This window comes from Streptomyces sp. NPDC091292, from assembly GCF_044757265.1.
GTDB lineage: Bacteria > Actinomycetota > Actinomycetes > Streptomycetales > Streptomycetaceae > Streptomyces.
Genome location: NZ_JBIVUQ010000021.1, coordinates 59,293 through 76,511 on the forward strand (window position 1 = coordinate 59,293; position 17,219 = coordinate 76,511).

Sequence of the window (17,219 nt, forward strand, 5' to 3'; positions counted from 1 at the left end):
CGAGTGTTCGAAAGTGGTCTATGGTGGAGAAGGGGAGGTCGAGAACGGATCACTTCGGAAGCTCGGAAGCTCGGAAGCCAGGGAGGTGCGTGTGCCGGGGTTCACGCATCTGCGTACCGTTTCCGGATTCTCCCTGCGCTACGGCGCCTCGCACCCGGAGCGGCTGGCCGAGCGCGCCGCCGAGCGGGGCATGGACGCCCTCGCCCTCACCGACCGGAACACCCTCGCGGGCGCCGTCCGCTTCGCCAAGGCGTGCGAGAAGGCGGGCATCCGCCCCCTGTTCGGTACGGAACTCGCGGTCGCCGAGCAGGAGCGCCCCCGCCCCGGGGCGTCCGGCGTACGGCGCCGCACCCCGGTGCGGGGCGGCGCCTTCCTCGACGAGTCCACGCCCCGGGTCACCTTCCTCGCCCGCGCGGGCGCCACCGCCTGGGCCGAGCTGTGCCGGCTGGTCACCGCCGCGCACACCGCCGAAGGAGACCCCCGGCTCTCCTGGTCCGCGCTCCCCGCCGAAGGGCTGACCGTGCTGCTCGGACCCGAGTCCGACGTGGGCCGCGCACTCGCCGCCGGGCGCCCCGACCGCGCCGCGCGCCTCCTCGCACCCTGGCGGGACGTCTACGGCGACGACCTGCGCCTCGAAGCCCTCTGGCACGGCCGCGCGGGCACCGGCCCCGGCTCCCTGCGCCTCGCCGCCCGTACCGTCGGCTTCGCCGCCGAACAGGGGGTGCGCCCGGTCCTCAGCAACGCCGTCCGGTACGCCGATCCGGGCATGGGCCCGATCGCGGACGTACTCGACGCGGCCCGCCGGCTGGTGCCGGTCGGCGCCCGGGGCGAGCTGGACAGTGGGGAGCGCTGGCTCAAGGGTGCGGACCTGATGCTGCACGGCGCCGAGCGGATCGTGGAGGCCGCTGGCTTCCGCCGCGACACCGCGCACCGCCTGCTCGAACAGACCCGGGCCGTCGCCGCCGCGTGTCTGGTCGACCCCGAGGACGACCTCGGCATGAACACGCTGCACTTCCCCGAGCCGTATCTCGTCGGCGCCGGGCGCCGCACCGCGCCCCGGGTCCTCGCGTCCCGCGCGGCGGCGGGCATGGTGCTGCGCGGCTACGACCGGCGGCCCGACGCCCGGACGTACTGGGAGCGGGTCCACCACGAGCTGGACATCATCGACCACCAGGGCTTCGCCTCGTACTTCCTCACGGTCGCCCAGGTCGTCGACGACGTACGCGCCATGGGGGTACGGGTCGCCGCGCGCGGCTCCGGCGCGGGCTCGCTCGTCACCCATCTGCTCGGCATCGCCCACGCCGACCCGGTCGAGCAGAACCTCCTGATGGAACGTTTCCTCTCCAAGCGCCGGTTCGTGCTGCCCGATATCGACATCGACGTGGAGTCGGCCCGCCGCCACGACGTCTACCGCGCGATCATCGGCCGCTTCGGCACCGAGCGGGTCGCGACCGTCGCGATGCCCGAGACCTACCGGGTGCGGCACGCGATCCGGGACGTGGGCGCCGCGCTCTCGTTCGACCCGGCCGAGACCGACCGGCTCGCCAAGTCCTTCCCGCACATCCGCGCCCGGGACGCCCGCGCCGCCCTGGACGAGCTGCCGGAGCTGCGCGACCTGGCCAAGGAGCAGCGCAGACTCGCCGAACAGGGCCGGTCGGGCGGGCGGTACGGGCGGTTCTGGGAGCTGGTCGAAGGGCTGGACGCACTGCCGCGCGGGATCGCCATGCACCCGTGCGGGGTGCTGCTGTCGGACGCCTCACTGCTCGCCCGCACCCCGGTGGTGCCGACCAGCGGGGAAGGGTTCCCGATGTCGCAGTTCGACAAGGAGGACGTCGAGGACCTCGGGCTGCTCAAGCTCGATGTGCTGGGTGTACGGATGCAGTCGGCGATGGCGCACGCGGTCGCCGAGGTCGAACGGGCCACCGGCGCCCGCGTCGACCTGGACGACCCGGCGCAGGTACCGCAGGGCGACCCGGCGACGTACCGGATGATCCAGGAGGCGGACACTCTCGGGTGCTTCCAGATCGAGTCGCCGGGGCAGCGCGATCTCGTCGGGCGGCTGCGGCCCGCGACCTTCCACGACCTGGTGGTCGACATCTCGCTGTTCCGTCCCGGGCCGGTCGCCGCCGACATGGTGCGGCCGTTCATCGAGGCGCGGCACGGCCGGGCGCCGGTCCGCTATCCGCACCCGGACCTGGAGAAACCGCTCAAGGAGACCTACGGCGTGGTGGTCTTCCACGAGCAGATCATCGACATCGTGGACATCATGACCGGCTGCGGACGCGGCGAGGCGGACCGGGTGCGCCGGGGCCTGTCCCACCCGGACGAGCAGGGACGCATCCGGGTCTGGTTCGCCCAGAACGCCGCCGCGCGCGGATACGACGCCGACACGATCGCCCGTACCTGGAAGATCATCGAGGCGTTCGGCTCCTACGGCTTCTGCAAGGCGCACGCGGTGGCCTTCGCCGTGCCGACGTACCAGTCCGCGTGGCTGAAGGCCCATCACCCGGCCGCCTTCTACGCCGGGTTGCTCACGCACGACCCCGGGATGTACCCGAAGCGGCTGCTGCTCGCGGACGCCCGGCGGCACGGGGTGCCGATCCTGCCGCTGGACGTGAACCGGTCCGGGGTCGCTCACCGTATCGAACTGGTGTCCGAGAAGGGGAGGGAATCGTGGGGTCTGCGGCTCGCGCTCAGCGATGTGCACGGCATCAGCGAGGCCGAGGCGGCACGGATCGCGGCCGGACAGCCGTACGCCTCGCTCCTCGACTTCTGGGAGCGGGGCCGGCCGAGCAAGCCGCTCGCGCAGCGGCTCGCGCAGGTCGGCGCGCTCGACGCGTTCGGCGGCAACCGCCGGGACCTCCAACTGCACCTCACCGAACTGCACCGGGGCGCCCGTGGCTCGTACGGGGCGCAGCTCCCGCTCGCCGACGGGCGGCGGACCGCGCCGGCCGGGCTGCCCGACCTGGACGACACCGAACGGCTCAGCGCCGAGCTGGGCGTCCTGTCCATGGACGCGTCACGCCATCTGATGGATGATCACCGCGCCTTCCTGGACGAGCTGGGCGTGGTGTCCGCGCGGCGGCTGCGCGCGGCGCGGCACGGCGACACGGTGCTGGTCGCGGGCGCCAAGGCGGCCACCCAGACCCCGCCGATCCGCTCCGGCAAGCGGGTCATCTTCACCACCCTGGACGACGGTACGGGCCTGGTCGACCTGGCCTTCTTCGACGACTCCCACGAGGCGTGCGCGCACACCGTCTTCCACGGCTGGCTGCTGCTGGTGCGCGGGGTGGTCCAGCGCCGGGGCCCGCGCAGCCTCAGCGTGGTCGGCTCCGCCGCCTGGAACCTCGCCGAGCTGATGGAGCTGCGGGACGAGGGCGGTCTCGACGCGGTGGCGCGGCGGCTGGCGGAGTCCGATGAGGCGGCGGTCCCCGACGAGGCTGGTTCCGGCGGCTCCGGTTCCGGTGGTTCCGGCGACGGCGATTCCGGTTCCGGTTCCGGTGATTCGGCGGGTGACCGGCGGATCCGGATGTCCACGGGGTACGAGATGCACCCCTGGGCGGATCTGCGCCCGGCGGGCGAGGGCGCCAAGAGCACCACCAAGAAGCTGTGGCACCAGAGTCCGGGGAGCGCGGGATGACCATTCTCTTCGTACGGTTCGGACTGTCCCCGGTGCGCGAGGCGCGGCTGCCGGCCCTTCTCGCGCTGCTCGGGGAGTTCACGCCCCTCGTGGAGGCGGCGCCGCCCGATGCCGCGTTCGCCGATCTGGGCGGCGCGGAGCGGTACTTCGGGCGCGACCCCGTCGAACTGGCCCGGGTGATCCGGGTCCGGGCGCTGGCGCTGCACGGCGTCGAGTGCGTGATCGGGGCGGGTCCCGGTCCGATGCTGGCGCGGATGGCCGCGCGCGGCGCCGGCCCCGGGGCGACCCGGGTGGTGCCCGACGACCCGGGCGCCGTCGCGCAGTTCCTCGCGGACCGTCCGGTCGGCGACCTCCCCGGGGTCGGCCCGGCGACCGCCCGCACCCTCTGCTCGTACGGCCTGGACACCGTCGGTCTGGTCGCCGCCGCGCCGCCGGCCACCCTGCACCGGCTGATCGGCGCCCGCCCGGCGCGGGAGCTGGGCGAGAAGGCGCGCGGTGTCGACCGCACCCGGGTGGTGCCGAACGCGGCGTCCCGGTCCCTGGCCGCCGACCGCGCCTTCGCCCAGGACGAGTTGGACCCCTTCCGGCACCGGCGCGCCCTCCTCTCGCTCACCGAGGAGCTGGGTGTCCGGCTGCGCGCCGAGAAGCAGGTGTGCCGCTCGCTGACCCTCACCGTGCGGTACGCGGACCGGTCCACGACCCTGCGGACCCGCACCCTGTCCGAGCCCACCGCCCATGCGGCGGCGCTCACCGATGCCGCGTACCGGATGTACCGGGCGCTCGGTCTGCAACGGGCCCGGGTGCGCGGGGTCGCCCTGCGGGCCGAGGGGCTCGGGCCCGCCGAGCGCGCGTCCCGGCAGCTCAGCTTCGACCCGGTGGACGAGAAGGCCCGCCGGATCGAGGAGACCGCGGACCGGATCCGGGCGAAGTTCGGGCCGCAGGCGGTGAAGCCGGGGTCCTTGGCGGCGTAGACGGAGATCCGTCAGACACGGCCTAACTCGCCCACGGCGGGCTGATCACCGTGCCGTCCGGCAGGCGGGCCGTCAGGCCGAGGGTCGTGGTGACCCAGGTGGTGGCCGGTTCCGGGGTCGGGTTCTCGACCGCGAGGGTGGCGCCCGCCGGGACGATCGCCGTGTCCCCCGCGGTGAGCGACGCGGCGTGGCCGTCGAGGGTGATCAGCAGCGAGCCGGTGAGCAGATGAAGGATCTCCTCCCTGCTGACGGTGTGCGCCGGGGCCTTCGTGCCGGCGGGGATCTCGCCCCGCCACGCGCACAGTTCGGCACTGCCGGACGCGGACGAGGCGTACGAGACGAAGCGGGCGCCGTGCATCTCGTGCACGACGGCGTCGGAGGAGCGGACGACGGGCATGGCGGTCTCCTGGGTACGCGGGATGATCAAGGGTGATCAAGGGTGGGAAGAGATGGTCAAGCGGCTTGACCGTTTTATAGTCAAGCCGCTTGACCATGAAGTCAAGGGTGTTTCAATGCTCCCGTGCCTCACGACTCGCGGAATCCCGACGCCATGGCCCTGTCCGCCGCGCTGCTGTCCGTCGCCGGTGAGCTGACGCGCCGTATCCATGAGGGCGTTGTCGCGCGCGGTTTCGACGGGCTGCGACCGGTGCACGGGTTCGCCTTCGCGCGGCTCGCGCCCTCGGGGGCGACGGTCACCCAGCTCGCCGCCCACCTGGGCGTGACCAAGCAGGCCGCGAGCCAACTGGTGGACGAGATCGTGCGCAAGGGGTACGCGGAGCGCCGCCCGCACCCCGACGACGCCCGCGCCCGGCTGGTCGTCCTCACCGCCACCGGGCGGGCGTGCACGCGGGCCGCCGACGAGGCCGCCGCGGAGGCCGTCGCACCCTGGGCCGAACTGCTGGGGGAGCGTCAGCTCCGGGTGCTGCGCGACGGGTTGCTGCGTATCGCTCCCGGCGGTCCCGTACGACCCGTTTGGTGATGCTTCGTCACCTCGCGGGCGGGGGTGGCGAACGCTGTCAATGGACGCCGGAACTTTTTACCGACGCGTAACTTCACTCTTTTACTACTCGCCCGTAGCTTGGCATGAGCATCCCACTCCCGTGATCCGGATCACAGGGCCCCCACATCGCACATCCCTTGAGCCGCAAGGAGATCACCCGATGCTGCCCTGGAAGAAACGCCTGCTCAGATCGTTCGCCGCCGCGCTCATGCTGGGTGCGACGCTCACCGTCTCCGCCCACGCGGACGCGTCCTCGGCCCCCAGTCGGGGCTGGAACGATTACACGTGCAAGCCGTCCGCCGCACACCCCCGCCCGGTCGTCCTCGTCCACGGGACGTTCGGCAACGCGGTCGACAACTGGCTCTCCCTCGCGCCCTATCTGGAGAAGCGCGGCTACTGCGTCTACTCGCTCGACTACGGCCAACTGCCCGGCGTGCCGTTCTTCTACGGCCTCGGCCCCATCGACAAGTCGGCCGAGCAGCTGAGTACCTTCGTCGACAAGGTGCTCTCCTCGACCGGCGCCGCGAAGGCGGACGTCGTCGGGCACTCGCAGGGCGGGATGATGCCGCGCTACTACCTCAAGTTCCTCGGCGGCGCCGCCAAGGTGAACGCGCTGGTCGGTCTCGCGCCCGACAACCACGGCACCACCCTGTCCGGGCTCACCGCGCTCCTGCCGTACTTCCCGGGCGTGAAGGACCTGCTCACCACGGCGACTCCGGGGCTCGCCGACCAGATCGCCGGCTCGGCCTTCCTGACCAAGCTGAACGCGGGCGGCGACACCGTCCCCGGAGTGCGCTACACCGTCATCGCGACCAAGTACGACGAGGTCGTCACGCCCTATCGCTCGCAGTACCTCAGCGGGCCCGACGTGCGCAATGTCCTGCTCCAGGACCTGTGCGCCGTCGACCTGTCCGAGCATGTGGCGATCGGCATCATCGACCGGATCGCCTTCCACGAGGTGGCGAACGCCCTCGACCCGGCGAACGCCACCCCGACGACCTGCGCCTCCGTGTTCAGCTAGCCCATGAACGGGTGCGGGTAGCTCATGAGTTGTTACGGGCGCCCGCCCGGCGGCGTACCGAGGCGAACAGCGTCGCCGCGCCCAGCGCGAGTGCGGCGGCGCCGCCGACCGCGATCGACGTCGTGGCGCCGTCGCCACCGGTCTCCGCGAGGTTCTCGGTGGCGGCGGCGGGCTTCACGGCGGAGCCGTTGGCCTCGGGAGCGTTCGCCTGCGACGCGTCGGTCCTGGACGTGTCGTCCGCCTTGGTGCCGTCGCCCGCCGGAGTCTTCGCGGTATCGGCGTCGCCCCCGTGGCCGTCGTGGTCCACCGTCGACTGCTCCGCGCCCTTCTCGATCTCCTTGTCGCTCGGCGCCGAAGCGGTCGGCGCCGCGCCCGCGCCCGCCCCCGCACCCCCGGTGTCCTGGCCGAAGACGACGTCCGAGCAGGTGTAGAACGCCTCGGGGGAGTCCGAGCGCTGCCAGATCGAGAAGATCAGATGCCGTCCCGTACGCGCCGGAATGTTCCCGTCGAAGACATAGGAGCCGTTCACCAGGCTGGGGTTGGTCACCTTCGTGAACGGCTGCGCCTCCAGGTCCGACCACTTCAGCGGCTTCGCCGGGTCGTAGCCCGGCTTCGTGAGGTACAGCTCCCAGGTGCCGACGTGCGGTGCGGTCGCCCGGTACCGGAAGGTGTGCGGGCCCGCCGTCAGGGCGGACGAGGGCCAGTCGGCGCGCGCCGCGTCCAGGCCCGCGTACTTCGCACGGTTCGCGCTGCACAGCCTGCCGTCCGGGATGAGCTGCCGGTGCTGACCGGCCGCGTTCGCGATGTTCACCTCGTTCCAGTCGTACAGCGGCTGCGTGCCGCCCGCCGCGACCAGCGCCTTGCAGGCGGCCGAGTCGGGGCTCTCCGGACCCTCGGCGAAACACGCCGAGATCCGGCTCACCGGGTCCGTCATCGAACCGTGCGCCACCGCGGGCGCGGCGGCCAGCGCGGTGAGCGCGAGCGGCGCGACAGCGGCGGCGGCGACCACGGCCACCGCCCTGCGGCGGGGCGTCGCGGCGGTACGGGGGGTCCGTGCGGTCGGGTCGGTCGTGGCCGTCATCCGGGATCTCCTCAACATGCGTGCGGGGGGACCCGGGAGGGGGTGCGGAACGTCCCGGGCGAGCAGCAAACTAGCCCGGCGCGGAGGTGATTTCGGCTGCTCGGAGCCGCTGAAGAAGATCCTTATGGCGCCGTTAAGGGGGACATCGGACTGCGCTCAGGTCCGGCCCCGTACCGCGTGGTCGATCCAGCGGTACCGACGCTCCGGGCGGCCCGTACCCCCGTACCGCAGTGTCACCTCCGCGCGGCCCGTCTCGGCGAAGTACTCCAGATAGCGCCGGGCGCTGACCCGGGACAGGGAACCGGCGAGGGCGCACTCCGTCGCGGACAGGCCGTCCGGGTGGGCGCGCAGGGTGCGTTCGACCAGATCGGCGGTGGGCACGGCGAGTCCCTTGGGCAGCTCGCGTGAGCCGGGCGGGCGGGTGCCGAAGAGCTGGTCGACGTCCTCCTGCCGGGCCTCGCCCAGCTCGTCCAGGCGGGCCCGTACCGCCGCCACATGCCGCAACTGCTCCTGGAGAGCGGCCCGTTCGAAAGGCTTCATCAGATAGTGCAGCGCCCCCGCGCGCAGCGCGGCCCGTACCAGCTCCGCGTCCCGTGCCGCCGTGACGAACAGGACGTCCACCGGCGCCCGCGCCGGGTCCCGTTCCTCGGCGGCCCGCAGCTCCCGCAGCACACCGATGCCGTCCATGTCCGGCAGATAGACATCGAGCAGCACCACATCGGGGCGTAGCCGCCCCACCGCGTCCAGCGCCTGAGCGCCACTGTGCGCCACGCCCACCACCGTGAACCCGTCCATCGCGGACACATACCGGCTGTGCAGCTTGGCGACCATGAAGTCGTCGTCCACGACCAGCACCTTCGTCACGGCCGCAGGCTAAACGTGTGACCACAAGGACCACAACGTCCGTTGCTTGCGGAAGAGAGACAGGCCGTTAACACCCGGGCAACATGTGGGCCACCTCACAGCTTGTACCGCTCTTGATCTCTTCATGGGCTCCCCTTGACCGAACAGGTGGTGGCACACGTGCGCCTGCGCACTCCCCTCGCCCTGCTCGGGGCCGCCGTGCTCGTCCTCGCGGGACCGCCGCTGCTCACCACGGGCAGCGGCGCCGAGACGGGCACGCAGATCCCCGGGCTGCGCATCATGGTCCCCAACACCCCGGGCGGCGGATACGACATCACGGCCCGCACCGCCGCCAAGAACGCCGAGGACGCCGGACTCACCCACAACATCGAGGTGTTCAACCTGCCGGGCGCCGGCGGCACCGTCGGCCTGACCCGGCTCGTCGGCGAACACGGCAACGGCAAGCTCGCGATGTCCATGGGCCTTGGTGTGGTCGGCGCCGCCCGCTCCAACCACGCGCCGAAGACGCTCGCCGACACCACGCCCATCGCCCGGCTCACGGAGGAGCCCGATGTGGTCGTGGTCGGCAAGGACTCCCCGTACCAGGACATCCGGCAACTCGTCGACGCCTGGAAGGCGAACCCGGGCAAGCTGCCCGTCGGCGGCGGCTCCTCGCCCGGCGGCCCCGACCATCTCGCGCCGATGCTGATGGCGCGCGCCGCCGGGATCGCCCCGAAGGACGTCAACTACGTGCCCTTCGACGGCGGCGGCGAACTGCTCGCGTCGATCCTCGGCAACAAGGTCGCCTTCGGGGTCTCCGGGGTCGGCGAGTACCTCGACCAGATCAGGTCGGGCGAGCTGCGGCTGCTCGCCGTGACCGGGCCCGAACGCGTCCCGGGCGTCGACGGGCCCACGCTCAAGGAGTCCGGCTACGACGTCGACTTCACCAACTGGCGCGGCATCGTCGCCCCGCCGGGGATCTCGGACGCCGAGCGCACCAAACTCACCCGTCTCGTCGAGGAGCTGCACGCGTCCGACGAGTGGCAGAAGTCGCTGAAGAAGAACGGCTGGCACGACGCCTTCCTCACCGGTGACGCCTTCGGGTCCTTCCTCGACGCCCAGGACAAGCGCGTCGTCTCCGTACTGAAGGAGCTGGGACTGTGACCGCCGCCCCCGAACCACCCCGCACGCGGACATCGCGCGCCGCCTGGCTGCGGGACCACTCCGAACTCGGCGTCTGCGCCCTGCTCCTCGCCCTCGGCGTCCTCGTCCTCACCGACGCGCTCACCATGGACGTCGACCTCACCCAGCGCGGACCCGTCGGTCCCCGCACCGTCCCGCTCGTCGTCGGCGGCGCTCTGCTCGTCGTGGCCGTGCTGCTCGCCGTCGACGTGCTGCGCGGCGGTCGCGGCGAGGCCGAGGGCGGCGAGGACATCGACCTCGCCGAACCCGCCGACTGGCGCACCGTCCTGCTGCTCACCGGCGTCTTCCTCGCCACCGCCGTCCTCATCGACCCGCTCGGCTTCCCCGTCGCGGGCGCCCTCCTCTTCTGGGGTGCCGCCTTCGCACTCGGCAGCCGCCGCCTCGACCGTGACCCCCTGATAGCGGCCGTCCTCGCGCTGCTCACCTTCATCGTCTTCGACCGGCTGCTCGGCGTGCCCCTGCCGGGCGGCCCGCTGATGGGAGTGCTGTAGATGAACTCCTTCTCCTCCCTGATCGACGGGTTCGGCACCGCGCTCACCCCGGTCAATCTGCTCTGGGCCGCCCTGGGCGTGCTCCTCGGCACCGCCATCGGGGTGCTCCCGGGCATCGGCCCCGCCATGGCCGTCGCCCTGCTGCTGCCGGTGACCTACGGGCTCGACCCCACGGGCGCGTTCATCATGTTCGCCGGGATCTACTACGGCGCGATGTTCGGCGGGTCCACCACCTCGATCCTGCTCAACACCCCGGGCGAGAGCGCCGCCGTCGTCGCCGCGATGGAAGGCAACCCGATGGCCAAGGCGGGGCGCGGCGCGCAGGCGCTCGCGGCAGCCGCCATCGGCCACTTCGCGGGCGGCATGATCGGCACGATCCTGCTCGTCGCGCTCGCCCCCACCGTCGCCGACCTCGCCGTCGACATCGGCGCGCCCGACTACCTCGCCATCATGGTGCTCGCCTTCATCGCGGTCACCTCTGTCCTCGGCTCGTCCCGGATCCGCGGCCTCGCGTCGCTGCTCATCGGGCTCACCATCGGGCTCGTCGGCCTCGACCAGATGACCGGCCAGCAGCGGCTCACCTTCGGCTCCCTCCAACTCGCCGACGGCATCGACGTGGTGATCGTCGCCGTCGGGCTCTTCGCGATCGGCGAAGCCCTGTGGGTCGCCGCGCATCTGCGGCGCACCACCGGCGAGGCGATACCCGTCGGCGTGCCGTGGCTCGGCCGCGAGGACGTGAAGCGCACGTGGAAGTCGTGGCTGCGCGGCCCGTTCATCGGGTTCCCGTTCGGCGCGATCCCGGCGGGCGGCGCGGAGATCCCCACCTTCCTGTCGTACGTCACCGAGAAGCGCCTTTCGAAGAACAAGGACCAGTGGGGCAAGGGCGCCATCGAGGGCGTCGCGGGGCCCGAGTCGGCGGCCTCCGCCTCCGCCGCCGGCACCCTCGTCTCGATGCTCACGCTCGGCCTGCCCACGACCGCCGTCGCCGCCGTGATGCTCGCCGCCTTCCAGCAGTACGGCATCCAGCCGGGCCCGCTCCTCTTCGAACGGGAACCCGAACTGGTGTGGGGCCTGATCGCCTCGCTGTTCGTCGGCATGGTGCTGCTGCTCGCCCTCAACCTGCCGCTGGCCCCGCTGTGGGCGAAGCTCCTGCGCATCCCGAGGCCCTACCTCTACGCGGGCATCATGTTCTTCGCCGCGGTCGGCGCCTACGCGGTCGGCGGCGAATCGCTCGACCTCGTGATCCTGCTGATCATCGGCCTGATCGGCTTCGGCATGCGGCGGTACGGGCTGCCCGTGCTGCCCGCCGTCATCGGGGTCATCCTCGGCCCCAGCGCCGAACAACAACTGCGGCGCGCTCTGCAGATCAGCGACGGCAGCGTCACGGGCCTCGTCAACACGCCCTTCTCGGTGACCGTGTACGCGGTGATCGCGCTGATCGTGGCGTGGCCACTGCTGAAGAAGGTGCTGAGGAGGTTCCGTACCGTGTCGTCATGAGCGAAAACGACCTCCCCGCGCGCGAGGACATCCGCCCGGCCACGGCCGCCGACGTACCCGCCGTGAAGGCGGTGACCGACGCCGCCTTCACGCCCTACATCGAGCGGATCGGCCTGGTACCGGCCCCCATGGAGGCCGACCACGCGGCGGAGGTCGCCCTCGGGCAGGTCTTCGTGACCGGCGACCCGGTGATCGGACTGGTGGTCCTCGTCCCGCACGAGGACCACCTCTACCTCGACAACATCTCCGTCCACCCGGACGCGCACGGGCAGGGCGTGGGCCGACGCCTTCTGCACTTCGTGGACGCCCGCGCGCGGGAACTCGGACTGCCCGAGGTGCGGCTGCTCACCAACGCGAAGATGTGGGAGAACCAGAAGATCTACCCGCGCTACGGCTACGAGCTGGTGGAGCGGCGCATGGAGGGTCCGTACGACCGCCTGCACTACCGCAAGACGCTGCCGTAGAGACGCTGCCGTAGAGACGCTTCCGTGGAGGCGCTGCCGTGGACGAGGGCGGTCAGCTCTCGGGCCACCAGGTCCGGCGGATGTCCTCGCGGACCTCCGGACGGTCCCTGGCGCGGTCGTCGGCCTCGTCCCGCCGCACCCGCTCACGGCGGACGGCGGGCCTCATCGGCGTCTTCTGCACAGTCGTACGGCGCATACGGCCTCCTTGTGCTGACCGGGTCGGTACTCCCACGGAGGTGGACCCGTGGAGGGAGGGTTACTCATCGCGCGCCCGTTGTCAGTGGCGGGTGTCACGATCGACGGCATGACTTTCCTTCCCGAGAGCCTTGACGACGACACCAGGCGAGCGGCCGGACACGGTCCGTGCGACACCGACTGGGACGCGGCGGCGGGGACATTCGACGACGAACCGGACCACGGACTGCGGGACCCGACCGTGCGGGGCGCCTGGGCCGACCGGCTGCGCGACTGGCTGCCCCGGGAGCCGTCCGACGTCCTCGACCTGGGCTGCGGCACCGGAAGCCTCAGCCTCCTCGCCGCCGAGCAGGGACACCGGGTCACCGGGGTCGATCTCGCGCCGCGCATGGTGGAGCGGGCGCGCGCGAAGCTCGCGGCGGGGGCGCCCGGCTCGGGTGCGGAGATCCTGACCGGTGACGCGGCGGATCCCCCGGTGGGGAAGCGCCTGTTCGACGTCGTGCTCGCCCGCCATGTGCTGTGGATCCTGCCCGACCCGGAGGCCACCCTGCGGCACTGGTGCTCCCTGCTGCGCCCCGGCGGCCGGCTCGTCCTGGTCGAGGGCGTGTGGGGCGACCTCAGCCCGGTCGGCCTGCCCGCCCGCCGGCTGACCGCCGCGCTCGGCCCGCTGGTCACCCGGCTGCACACCGAGGACCTGACGGGGGACGCGCGCCTGTGGGGCAAGGAGGTCACGGACGCGCGGTACGCGCTGGTGGGCACCCGCGCCGACGCGTCCCGGCACACCGAGGTCGTCGACGTCCATCTGCTGCTGCGCCGGGGCGACGAGATCCTGCTCGCCCGCCGCGCGGGCACCGGCTATGCCGACGGTCTGCTGCACGCGCCGTCGGGCCACGTCGAGGACGGCGAGGACGTCCGCGCCGCACTGATCCGCGAGGCCCACGAGGAGACCGGCCTCACCCTCACCCCCGACGACCTCCGCGTCGCCGTCGTCATGCAGCACCGAGGCCCCGGCGGACGCCCGCGCGTGGGCTGGTTCTTCGAGGCGGAGTACGGAGCGGGCGGCGAACCGTACAACGCGGAACCGCACAAATGCGCGGAGCTGGTGTGGTCCCCGCTGAACGCCCTCCCGGACGACATGGTGGCGTACAGCCGAGCCGCGCTGGAGGCCTACCGCAGGGGAGACCATTTCGTACTCCACTGGCACAGGGACGAGGACCCGATCACCTATGACGCAAGCGCCGACCGCGCCGTCCACCTCCCGGCGACCCCGCCGACCGGAGGCGTCCACCACGTCGAGCTGTGGGTGCCCGACCTGATGTCCGCCGAGGCGTCCTGGCACTGGCTGCTGAGCCGGCTCGGCCATGTTCCGTACCAGAGCTGGGAGCACGGGCGCAGTTGGCGGCGGGGCGGGAGCTATGTGGTGATCGAGCAGTCGCCCGCGCTCACCGGCGACGTACACGACCGTTCCCGCCCCGGGCTCAACCACCTCGCCCTGCACGCCGACAGCAGGGCCGCCGTGGACACTCTGGTGCGCGAGGCCCCGGGGCACGGCTGGACACTGCTCTTCCCGGACCGCCATCCGTACGCGGGCGGGGAGGGCCACTACGCCGCCTATCTGACCGATCGCCAGGGGTACGAGGTGGAGGTGGTGGCGCGCTGACCGCGCTCCCGGGCGGTGCGGATGCCCCTCATGCGGCGGGCGCCGTCAGTTCTGTGAGGCCGGTGGTACGGGCGATGTGTTCCAGGTCGTCCAGGGCGTGGGTCGCCCGGGTGGCTGCTTCCGGGTCGGTCGTGGGCAGGTCGCTTGCTGCGAACTCGTCCTCGTCCAGGCGCAGTACCTGGGTTCCGTCCGCCGAGACCCACAGGTCGAGGTCCAGGTCTTCCACGAGGAGGTCGGTGCCGGAGCGTACGGCGGGGCGGGTCACGTCGCAGTACCAGCCCTTCAGCGCGCCGTCCGGCGCCCGGACCTCCTTGACGGCGTACCAGCGGGTCCGCCAGTAGTGCTCCGTGAACACGTCGCCCGGCTCGAAGCGGACGAAGCCGAAGTCCCGTACGCCGTCGCCGGCCCAGGGCGCGCGGACGGTGACGCGGTCGCCGTCGTCCGCGAGGAGCCGGGCCGCGTAGCGGATCTTCGTGCGGCCCGCCTTGACGAGGTGCACGTGGACCAGGTCGGCGCCGGTCGCGGGCGGTTCAGCCGAGGGCGCGGACATGACGTACCTCCGTCGCGCCGATCTCGTAGCCGAACCACTTGTTGACCGCCAGCATCGGCGCGTTCTCCGCGTCGTTCCCGGTGAACGCCTCCCGGAAGCCGGCCGCGCGGGCGCGGTGCAGCGAGTCGTTCTTGACGAGCTTCGCCAGCCCACGCCCCCGGTACGACCGAGCCGTACCGGTCATCCCCGTCGCATACCGGGTACCGCCGTCCGTGCGGGCCGCCGTGAACGCCACCGGCCGGCCGTCGACCACCGCGACCGTCGTCAGCTCGCGGTTCAGAAGAGGGTGGTTCCAGGTCTCGTTCAGCCAGTGCTCGTAGTCCGTGAACTCCGACGCGATGTCGCTCGGTTCGTCCGAGACCGTCTCCGCGTCCAGCTCGAACAGGGGCCGCGGGTCGTCCGCGAAGCCTGCCGCCGTACGCAACTCGACGTCCGGCGGGGTCGGCCGCAGCGCAGGCAGCGTGCCGTGCGCCAGATCGAGACGGAGGAAATGCGCCGACCGGCTCGGACGGTACCCCCGCTTCTCCGCGAACGCCCGGTTCGCCGGCTCGTCGAACACCCACGAGTACACCGTGCGCGCGCCCAGGTCCGCGAGGCGCTCCTCGGCGGTCCGCACGATCAGCGAACCCGCGCCCCGGCCGCGCCGCTCGGGGTGCACATAGACGTTCGCGAAGCCCTGGCCAGGCTCCGGGCTGTCGTACGCGATGCCCATCTGGGCGGTCCCGATGATCTCGCCGTCCTCCTCGGCGACCAGCGGCCGGTAGTGGGCGTCTGGATGGGCCCGCGCCACATCGAAACGCACCGATTCGGCGGTGGCCAGCATGAACGGCACGGCGGCGCGGCGGACCCGGGCGAAGCCCTCCGCGTCCGCGGGGTTCTCGGGACGGACATCACGAACGATCACTGTCATGGAACCGCACGCTACGGGTGACCCGTGCCGCGATGCCTCCTATTTTCCGGCGGTGCGGGACAATCGGCGGGTGACCTTGCAGATCGACATCGATCACGGCGCCGCCGCCGCGCCCTACGAGCAGCTTCGCGCCCAGATCTCCGCACAGGCCCGTTCGGGTGTGCTGCCCGTGGGCTACCGGCTGCCGACCGTCCGGGGGCTCGCCGAGACGCTCGGGCTCGCCGCCAACACCGTCGCCAAGGCGTATCGGGCGCTGGAGGCGGACGGGGTGATCGAGACGCGGGGGCGCAACGGAACGTTTGTTGCTCCCGCGAGAGATGCCGCGGCCCGGGGGGCCGCGACTGCGGCGCAGTTGTACGCGGATACCGTTCGGCGGCTGGGGTTGGGGGAGGGGGCTGCGCTGGGGGCGGTTCGGGATGCCCTGCGGGCGGCTTACTCGGACTGAAGAGGAGTGGAATTGTGCTCGGGCGGGGGTGGGTTCGGCACCGCCGGGATGCGTCGTTGTGGCTGAGCGCCGCCGCGGCGGAGAAGTAATTCGGCTGCGCCGGGGCGGGGGCTACAGATACAGACCCGCGTCCGTGTCCCCCCGGGGGTCCGGGACCGACGTCGGGGTCGTGCCTCTTCGGAGTGCGTACAGTTCTGCCAGCGTCGCGCCCTCCCGGCCCACTCCGCGCTCCGTGCCGAGCCAGGTCACCGCCTCCGGGCGGGTGAGCGGGCCGACCTCGATGCGGGCCAGGCAGCGGCCGGGGCGGACCACGGCGGGGTGCAGCCGCTCCAGGTCCTCGTTGGTCGTCACGCCCACCAGGACGTTGCGGCCCTGGCCCAGTAGGCCGTCCGTCAGATTCAGGAGGCGGGAGAGCGCCTGGCCCGCTGTGTGTTTGGCCTCGCCCCTGATCAGCTCGTCGCAGTCCTCAAGCAGCAGCAGCCGCCAGCGGCCCTTCGCCGTGCCGTCGTCCTCGCCGATCGCGATGTCCATCAGATAGCCGACGTCGGAGAACAGCCGCTCCGGGTCCAGGACGCAGTCCACCTGGCACCAGTCGCGCCACGATCGCGCCAGCGTCCGCAGCGCCGACGTCTTCCCCGTACCCGGCGGCCCGTGCAGCAGCAGGAGCCGGCCCGCGATGTCCTCGGGCACCGTCTTCATCAGCCCGTCCATCGCGTCGGCGACCGGCGCGGTGTAGTTCTCCCGGACCTCCTCCCACGTACCGGCCGAGATCTGCCGGGTCGTCCGGTACGGGCCGCGGCGCGGCGACACGTACCAGAAACCCATCGTCACGTTGTCCGGCTGGGGTTCCGGTTCGTCCTGGGCGCCGTCCGTGGCCTGTTTCAGGACCTTCTCCGCGAGGTCCGCCGATGTCGCGGTCACGGTGACGTCGGCGCCCCGATTCCAGCGGGAGACCAGCAGGGTCCAGCCGTCGCCCTCGGCGAGCGTCGCGCTGCGGTCGTCGTCCCGCGCGGACCGCAGCACGGAGGCCCCGGGCGGCAGCAGCGTGGCACCGGAACGCACCCGGTCGATGTTGGAGCTGTGCGAGAACGGCTGCTCACCCGTCGCGAAGCGGCCGAGGAACAGCGCGTCGACGACATCCGAAGGCGAGTCGCTGTCGTCGACGTTGAGCCGGATCGGCAGCGCATCGTGTGGGTTCGCAGACATGCCGCCATGATCCGGCACACCGGGGCCCCGTGCATCCAGGTT

The 17,219-nt window shown here is 72.2% G+C and carries 17 protein-coding genes; 10 read left to right on the forward strand and 7 right to left on the reverse strand.

Features of this window, described 5'->3' with window-relative positions:
• Positions 1-91: 91 nt before the first annotated feature.
• A complete protein-coding gene (locus tag ACIQNU_RS36170; RefSeq protein WP_401374602.1) occupies positions 92-3,640 on the forward strand; it encodes a DNA polymerase III subunit alpha in 3,549 nt (1,182 codons plus the stop codon).
• Complete coding sequence (locus tag ACIQNU_RS36175) at positions 3,637-4,611, forward strand: hypothetical protein (protein ID WP_401374605.1); 975 nt, start codon at positions 3,637-3,639, stop codon at positions 4,609-4,611. Before ACIQNU_RS36170 ends, ACIQNU_RS36175 begins: the two co-directional genes overlap by 4 nt.
• Positions 4,612-4,633: 22 nt before the next feature.
• On the opposite strand, the gene ACIQNU_RS36180 is transcribed toward ACIQNU_RS36175, so the two are convergent.
• Positions 4,634-5,008, reverse strand: coding sequence for a cupin domain-containing protein (locus ACIQNU_RS36180; protein WP_401374607.1), 375 nt, complete (start codon positions 5,006-5,008; stop codon positions 4,634-4,636).
• A gap of 153 nt (positions 5,009-5,161) precedes the next feature.
• Between ACIQNU_RS36180 and ACIQNU_RS36185 the strand changes: the two genes are divergently transcribed.
• On the forward strand, positions 5,162-5,590 hold the full coding sequence (locus ACIQNU_RS36185; protein ID WP_401374761.1) for a MarR family winged helix-turn-helix transcriptional regulator: 429 nt from the start codon (positions 5,162-5,164) through the stop codon (positions 5,588-5,590).
• A gap of 181 nt (positions 5,591-5,771) precedes the next feature.
• Positions 5,772-6,632, forward strand: coding sequence for an esterase/lipase family protein (locus tag ACIQNU_RS36190; RefSeq protein ID WP_401374610.1), 861 nt, complete (start codon positions 5,772-5,774; stop codon positions 6,630-6,632).
• 22 nt (positions 6,633-6,654) lie between these two features.
• On the opposite strand, the gene ACIQNU_RS36195 is transcribed toward ACIQNU_RS36190, so the two are convergent.
• Together ACIQNU_RS36195 and ACIQNU_RS36200 are read right to left on the reverse strand one after the other, a co-directional pair.
• Complete coding sequence (locus tag ACIQNU_RS36195; RefSeq protein ID WP_401374611.1) at positions 6,655-7,713, reverse strand: lytic polysaccharide monooxygenase; 1,059 nt, start codon at positions 7,711-7,713, stop codon at positions 6,655-6,657.
• A 156-nt stretch (positions 7,714-7,869) separates the two neighbouring features.
• Positions 7,870-8,577 carry a response regulator gene (locus tag ACIQNU_RS36200; RefSeq protein ID WP_401374613.1) on the reverse strand — a complete coding sequence of 236 codons (708 nt, stop codon included), beginning with the start codon at positions 8,575-8,577 and terminating at the stop codon, positions 7,870-7,872.
• A gap of 159 nt (positions 8,578-8,736) precedes the next feature.
• On the opposite strand from ACIQNU_RS36200, the gene ACIQNU_RS36205 reads away from it, so the two are divergent.
• The 4 genes from ACIQNU_RS36205 to ACIQNU_RS36220 are packed head-to-tail and all read left to right on the forward strand — an operon-like array spanning position 8,737 to position 12,211.
• Positions 8,737-9,720: a Bug family tripartite tricarboxylate transporter substrate binding protein gene (locus ACIQNU_RS36205; protein ID WP_401374615.1), complete on the forward strand. Its 984-nt coding sequence runs from the start codon at positions 8,737-8,739 to the stop codon at positions 9,718-9,720.
• Positions 9,717-10,250, forward strand: a complete 534-nt coding sequence (locus ACIQNU_RS36210; RefSeq protein ID WP_401374618.1) for a tripartite tricarboxylate transporter TctB family protein — start codon at positions 9,717-9,719, stop codon at positions 10,248-10,250. Before ACIQNU_RS36205 ends, ACIQNU_RS36210 begins: the two co-directional genes overlap by 4 nt.
• Complete coding sequence (locus tag ACIQNU_RS36215; protein WP_401374621.1) at positions 10,251-11,747, forward strand: tripartite tricarboxylate transporter permease; 1,497 nt, start codon at positions 10,251-10,253, stop codon at positions 11,745-11,747.
• Complete coding sequence (locus ACIQNU_RS36220) at positions 11,744-12,211, forward strand: GNAT family N-acetyltransferase (RefSeq protein ID WP_401374624.1); 468 nt, start codon at positions 11,744-11,746, stop codon at positions 12,209-12,211. Before ACIQNU_RS36215 ends, ACIQNU_RS36220 begins: the two co-directional genes overlap by 4 nt.
• A gap of 52 nt (positions 12,212-12,263) precedes the next feature.
• Here ACIQNU_RS36220 and ACIQNU_RS36225 read toward each other — a convergent pair whose 3' ends face one another.
• Positions 12,264-12,407, reverse strand: a complete 144-nt coding sequence (locus ACIQNU_RS36225) for a hypothetical protein (RefSeq protein WP_401374626.1) — start codon at positions 12,405-12,407, stop codon at positions 12,264-12,266.
• Positions 12,408-12,515: 108 nt separating this feature from the next.
• Between ACIQNU_RS36225 and ACIQNU_RS36230 the strand changes: the two genes are divergently transcribed.
• Complete coding sequence (locus tag ACIQNU_RS36230; RefSeq protein WP_401374628.1) at positions 12,516-14,066, forward strand: trifunctional class I SAM-dependent methyltransferase/NUDIX hydrolase/VOC family protein; 1,551 nt, start codon at positions 12,516-12,518, stop codon at positions 14,064-14,066.
• Between the two features lie 28 nt (positions 14,067-14,094).
• On the opposite strand, the gene ACIQNU_RS36235 is transcribed toward ACIQNU_RS36230, so the two are convergent.
• Positions 14,095-14,616, reverse strand: coding sequence for a DUF402 domain-containing protein (locus ACIQNU_RS36235; RefSeq protein ID WP_401374631.1), 522 nt, complete (start codon positions 14,614-14,616; stop codon positions 14,095-14,097).
• Positions 14,597-15,526, reverse strand: a complete 930-nt coding sequence (locus ACIQNU_RS36240; protein ID WP_401374635.1) for a GNAT family N-acetyltransferase — start codon at positions 15,524-15,526, stop codon at positions 14,597-14,599. The genes ACIQNU_RS36235 and ACIQNU_RS36240 overlap by 20 nt, the downstream gene beginning before the upstream one ends.
• A 70-nt stretch (positions 15,527-15,596) precedes the next feature.
• On the opposite strand from ACIQNU_RS36240, the gene ACIQNU_RS36245 reads away from it, so the two are divergent.
• A complete protein-coding gene (locus ACIQNU_RS36245) occupies positions 15,597-15,971 on the forward strand; it encodes a GntR family transcriptional regulator (RefSeq protein WP_401374637.1) in 375 nt (124 codons plus the stop codon).
• Between the two features lie 111 nt (positions 15,972-16,082).
• Here ACIQNU_RS36245 and ACIQNU_RS36250 read toward each other — a convergent pair whose 3' ends face one another.
• Positions 16,083-17,177 (reverse strand): DUF5925 domain-containing protein, encoded by a 1,095-nt coding sequence (locus tag ACIQNU_RS36250; protein ID WP_401374640.1) that lies wholly within the window; start codon positions 17,175-17,177, stop codon positions 16,083-16,085.
• Between the last annotated feature and the right edge of the window lie 42 nt (positions 17,178-17,219).

Excerpts from the sequence above, each read along its gene's own strand:
- ACIQNU_RS36175 (WP_401374605.1), top strand. The coding sequence starts at position 3,637 with ATGACCATTCTCTTCGTACGGTTCGGACTGTCCCCGGTGCGCGAGGCG.
- ACIQNU_RS36180 (WP_401374607.1), bottom strand. The coding sequence starts at position 5,008 with ATGCCCGTCGTCCGCTCCTCCGACGCCGTCGTGCACGAGATGCACGGC.
- ACIQNU_RS36185 (WP_401374761.1), top strand. The coding sequence starts at position 5,162 with ATGGCCCTGTCCGCCGCGCTGCTGTCCGTCGCCGGTGAGCTGACGCGC.
- ACIQNU_RS36190 (WP_401374610.1), top strand. The coding sequence starts at position 5,772 with ATGCTGCCCTGGAAGAAACGCCTGCTCAGATCGTTCGCCGCCGCGCTC.
- ACIQNU_RS36195 (WP_401374611.1), bottom strand. The coding sequence starts at position 7,713 with ATGACGGCCACGACCGACCCGACCGCACGGACCCCCCGTACCGCCGCG.
- ACIQNU_RS36215 (WP_401374621.1), top strand. The coding sequence starts at position 10,251 with ATGAACTCCTTCTCCTCCCTGATCGACGGGTTCGGCACCGCGCTCACC.
- ACIQNU_RS36220 (WP_401374624.1), top strand. The coding sequence starts at position 11,744 with ATGAGCGAAAACGACCTCCCCGCGCGCGAGGACATCCGCCCGGCCACG.
- ACIQNU_RS36225 (WP_401374626.1), bottom strand. The coding sequence starts at position 12,407 with ATGCGCCGTACGACTGTGCAGAAGACGCCGATGAGGCCCGCCGTCCGC.
- ACIQNU_RS36230 (WP_401374628.1), top strand. The coding sequence starts at position 12,516 with ATGACTTTCCTTCCCGAGAGCCTTGACGACGACACCAGGCGAGCGGCC.
- ACIQNU_RS36235 (WP_401374631.1), bottom strand. The coding sequence starts at position 14,616 with ATGTCCGCGCCCTCGGCTGAACCGCCCGCGACCGGCGCCGACCTGGTC.
- ACIQNU_RS36240 (WP_401374635.1), bottom strand. The coding sequence starts at position 15,526 with ATGACAGTGATCGTTCGTGATGTCCGTCCCGAGAACCCCGCGGACGCG.
- ACIQNU_RS36250 (WP_401374640.1), bottom strand. The coding sequence starts at position 17,177 with ATGTCTGCGAACCCACACGATGCGCTGCCGATCCGGCTCAACGTCGAC.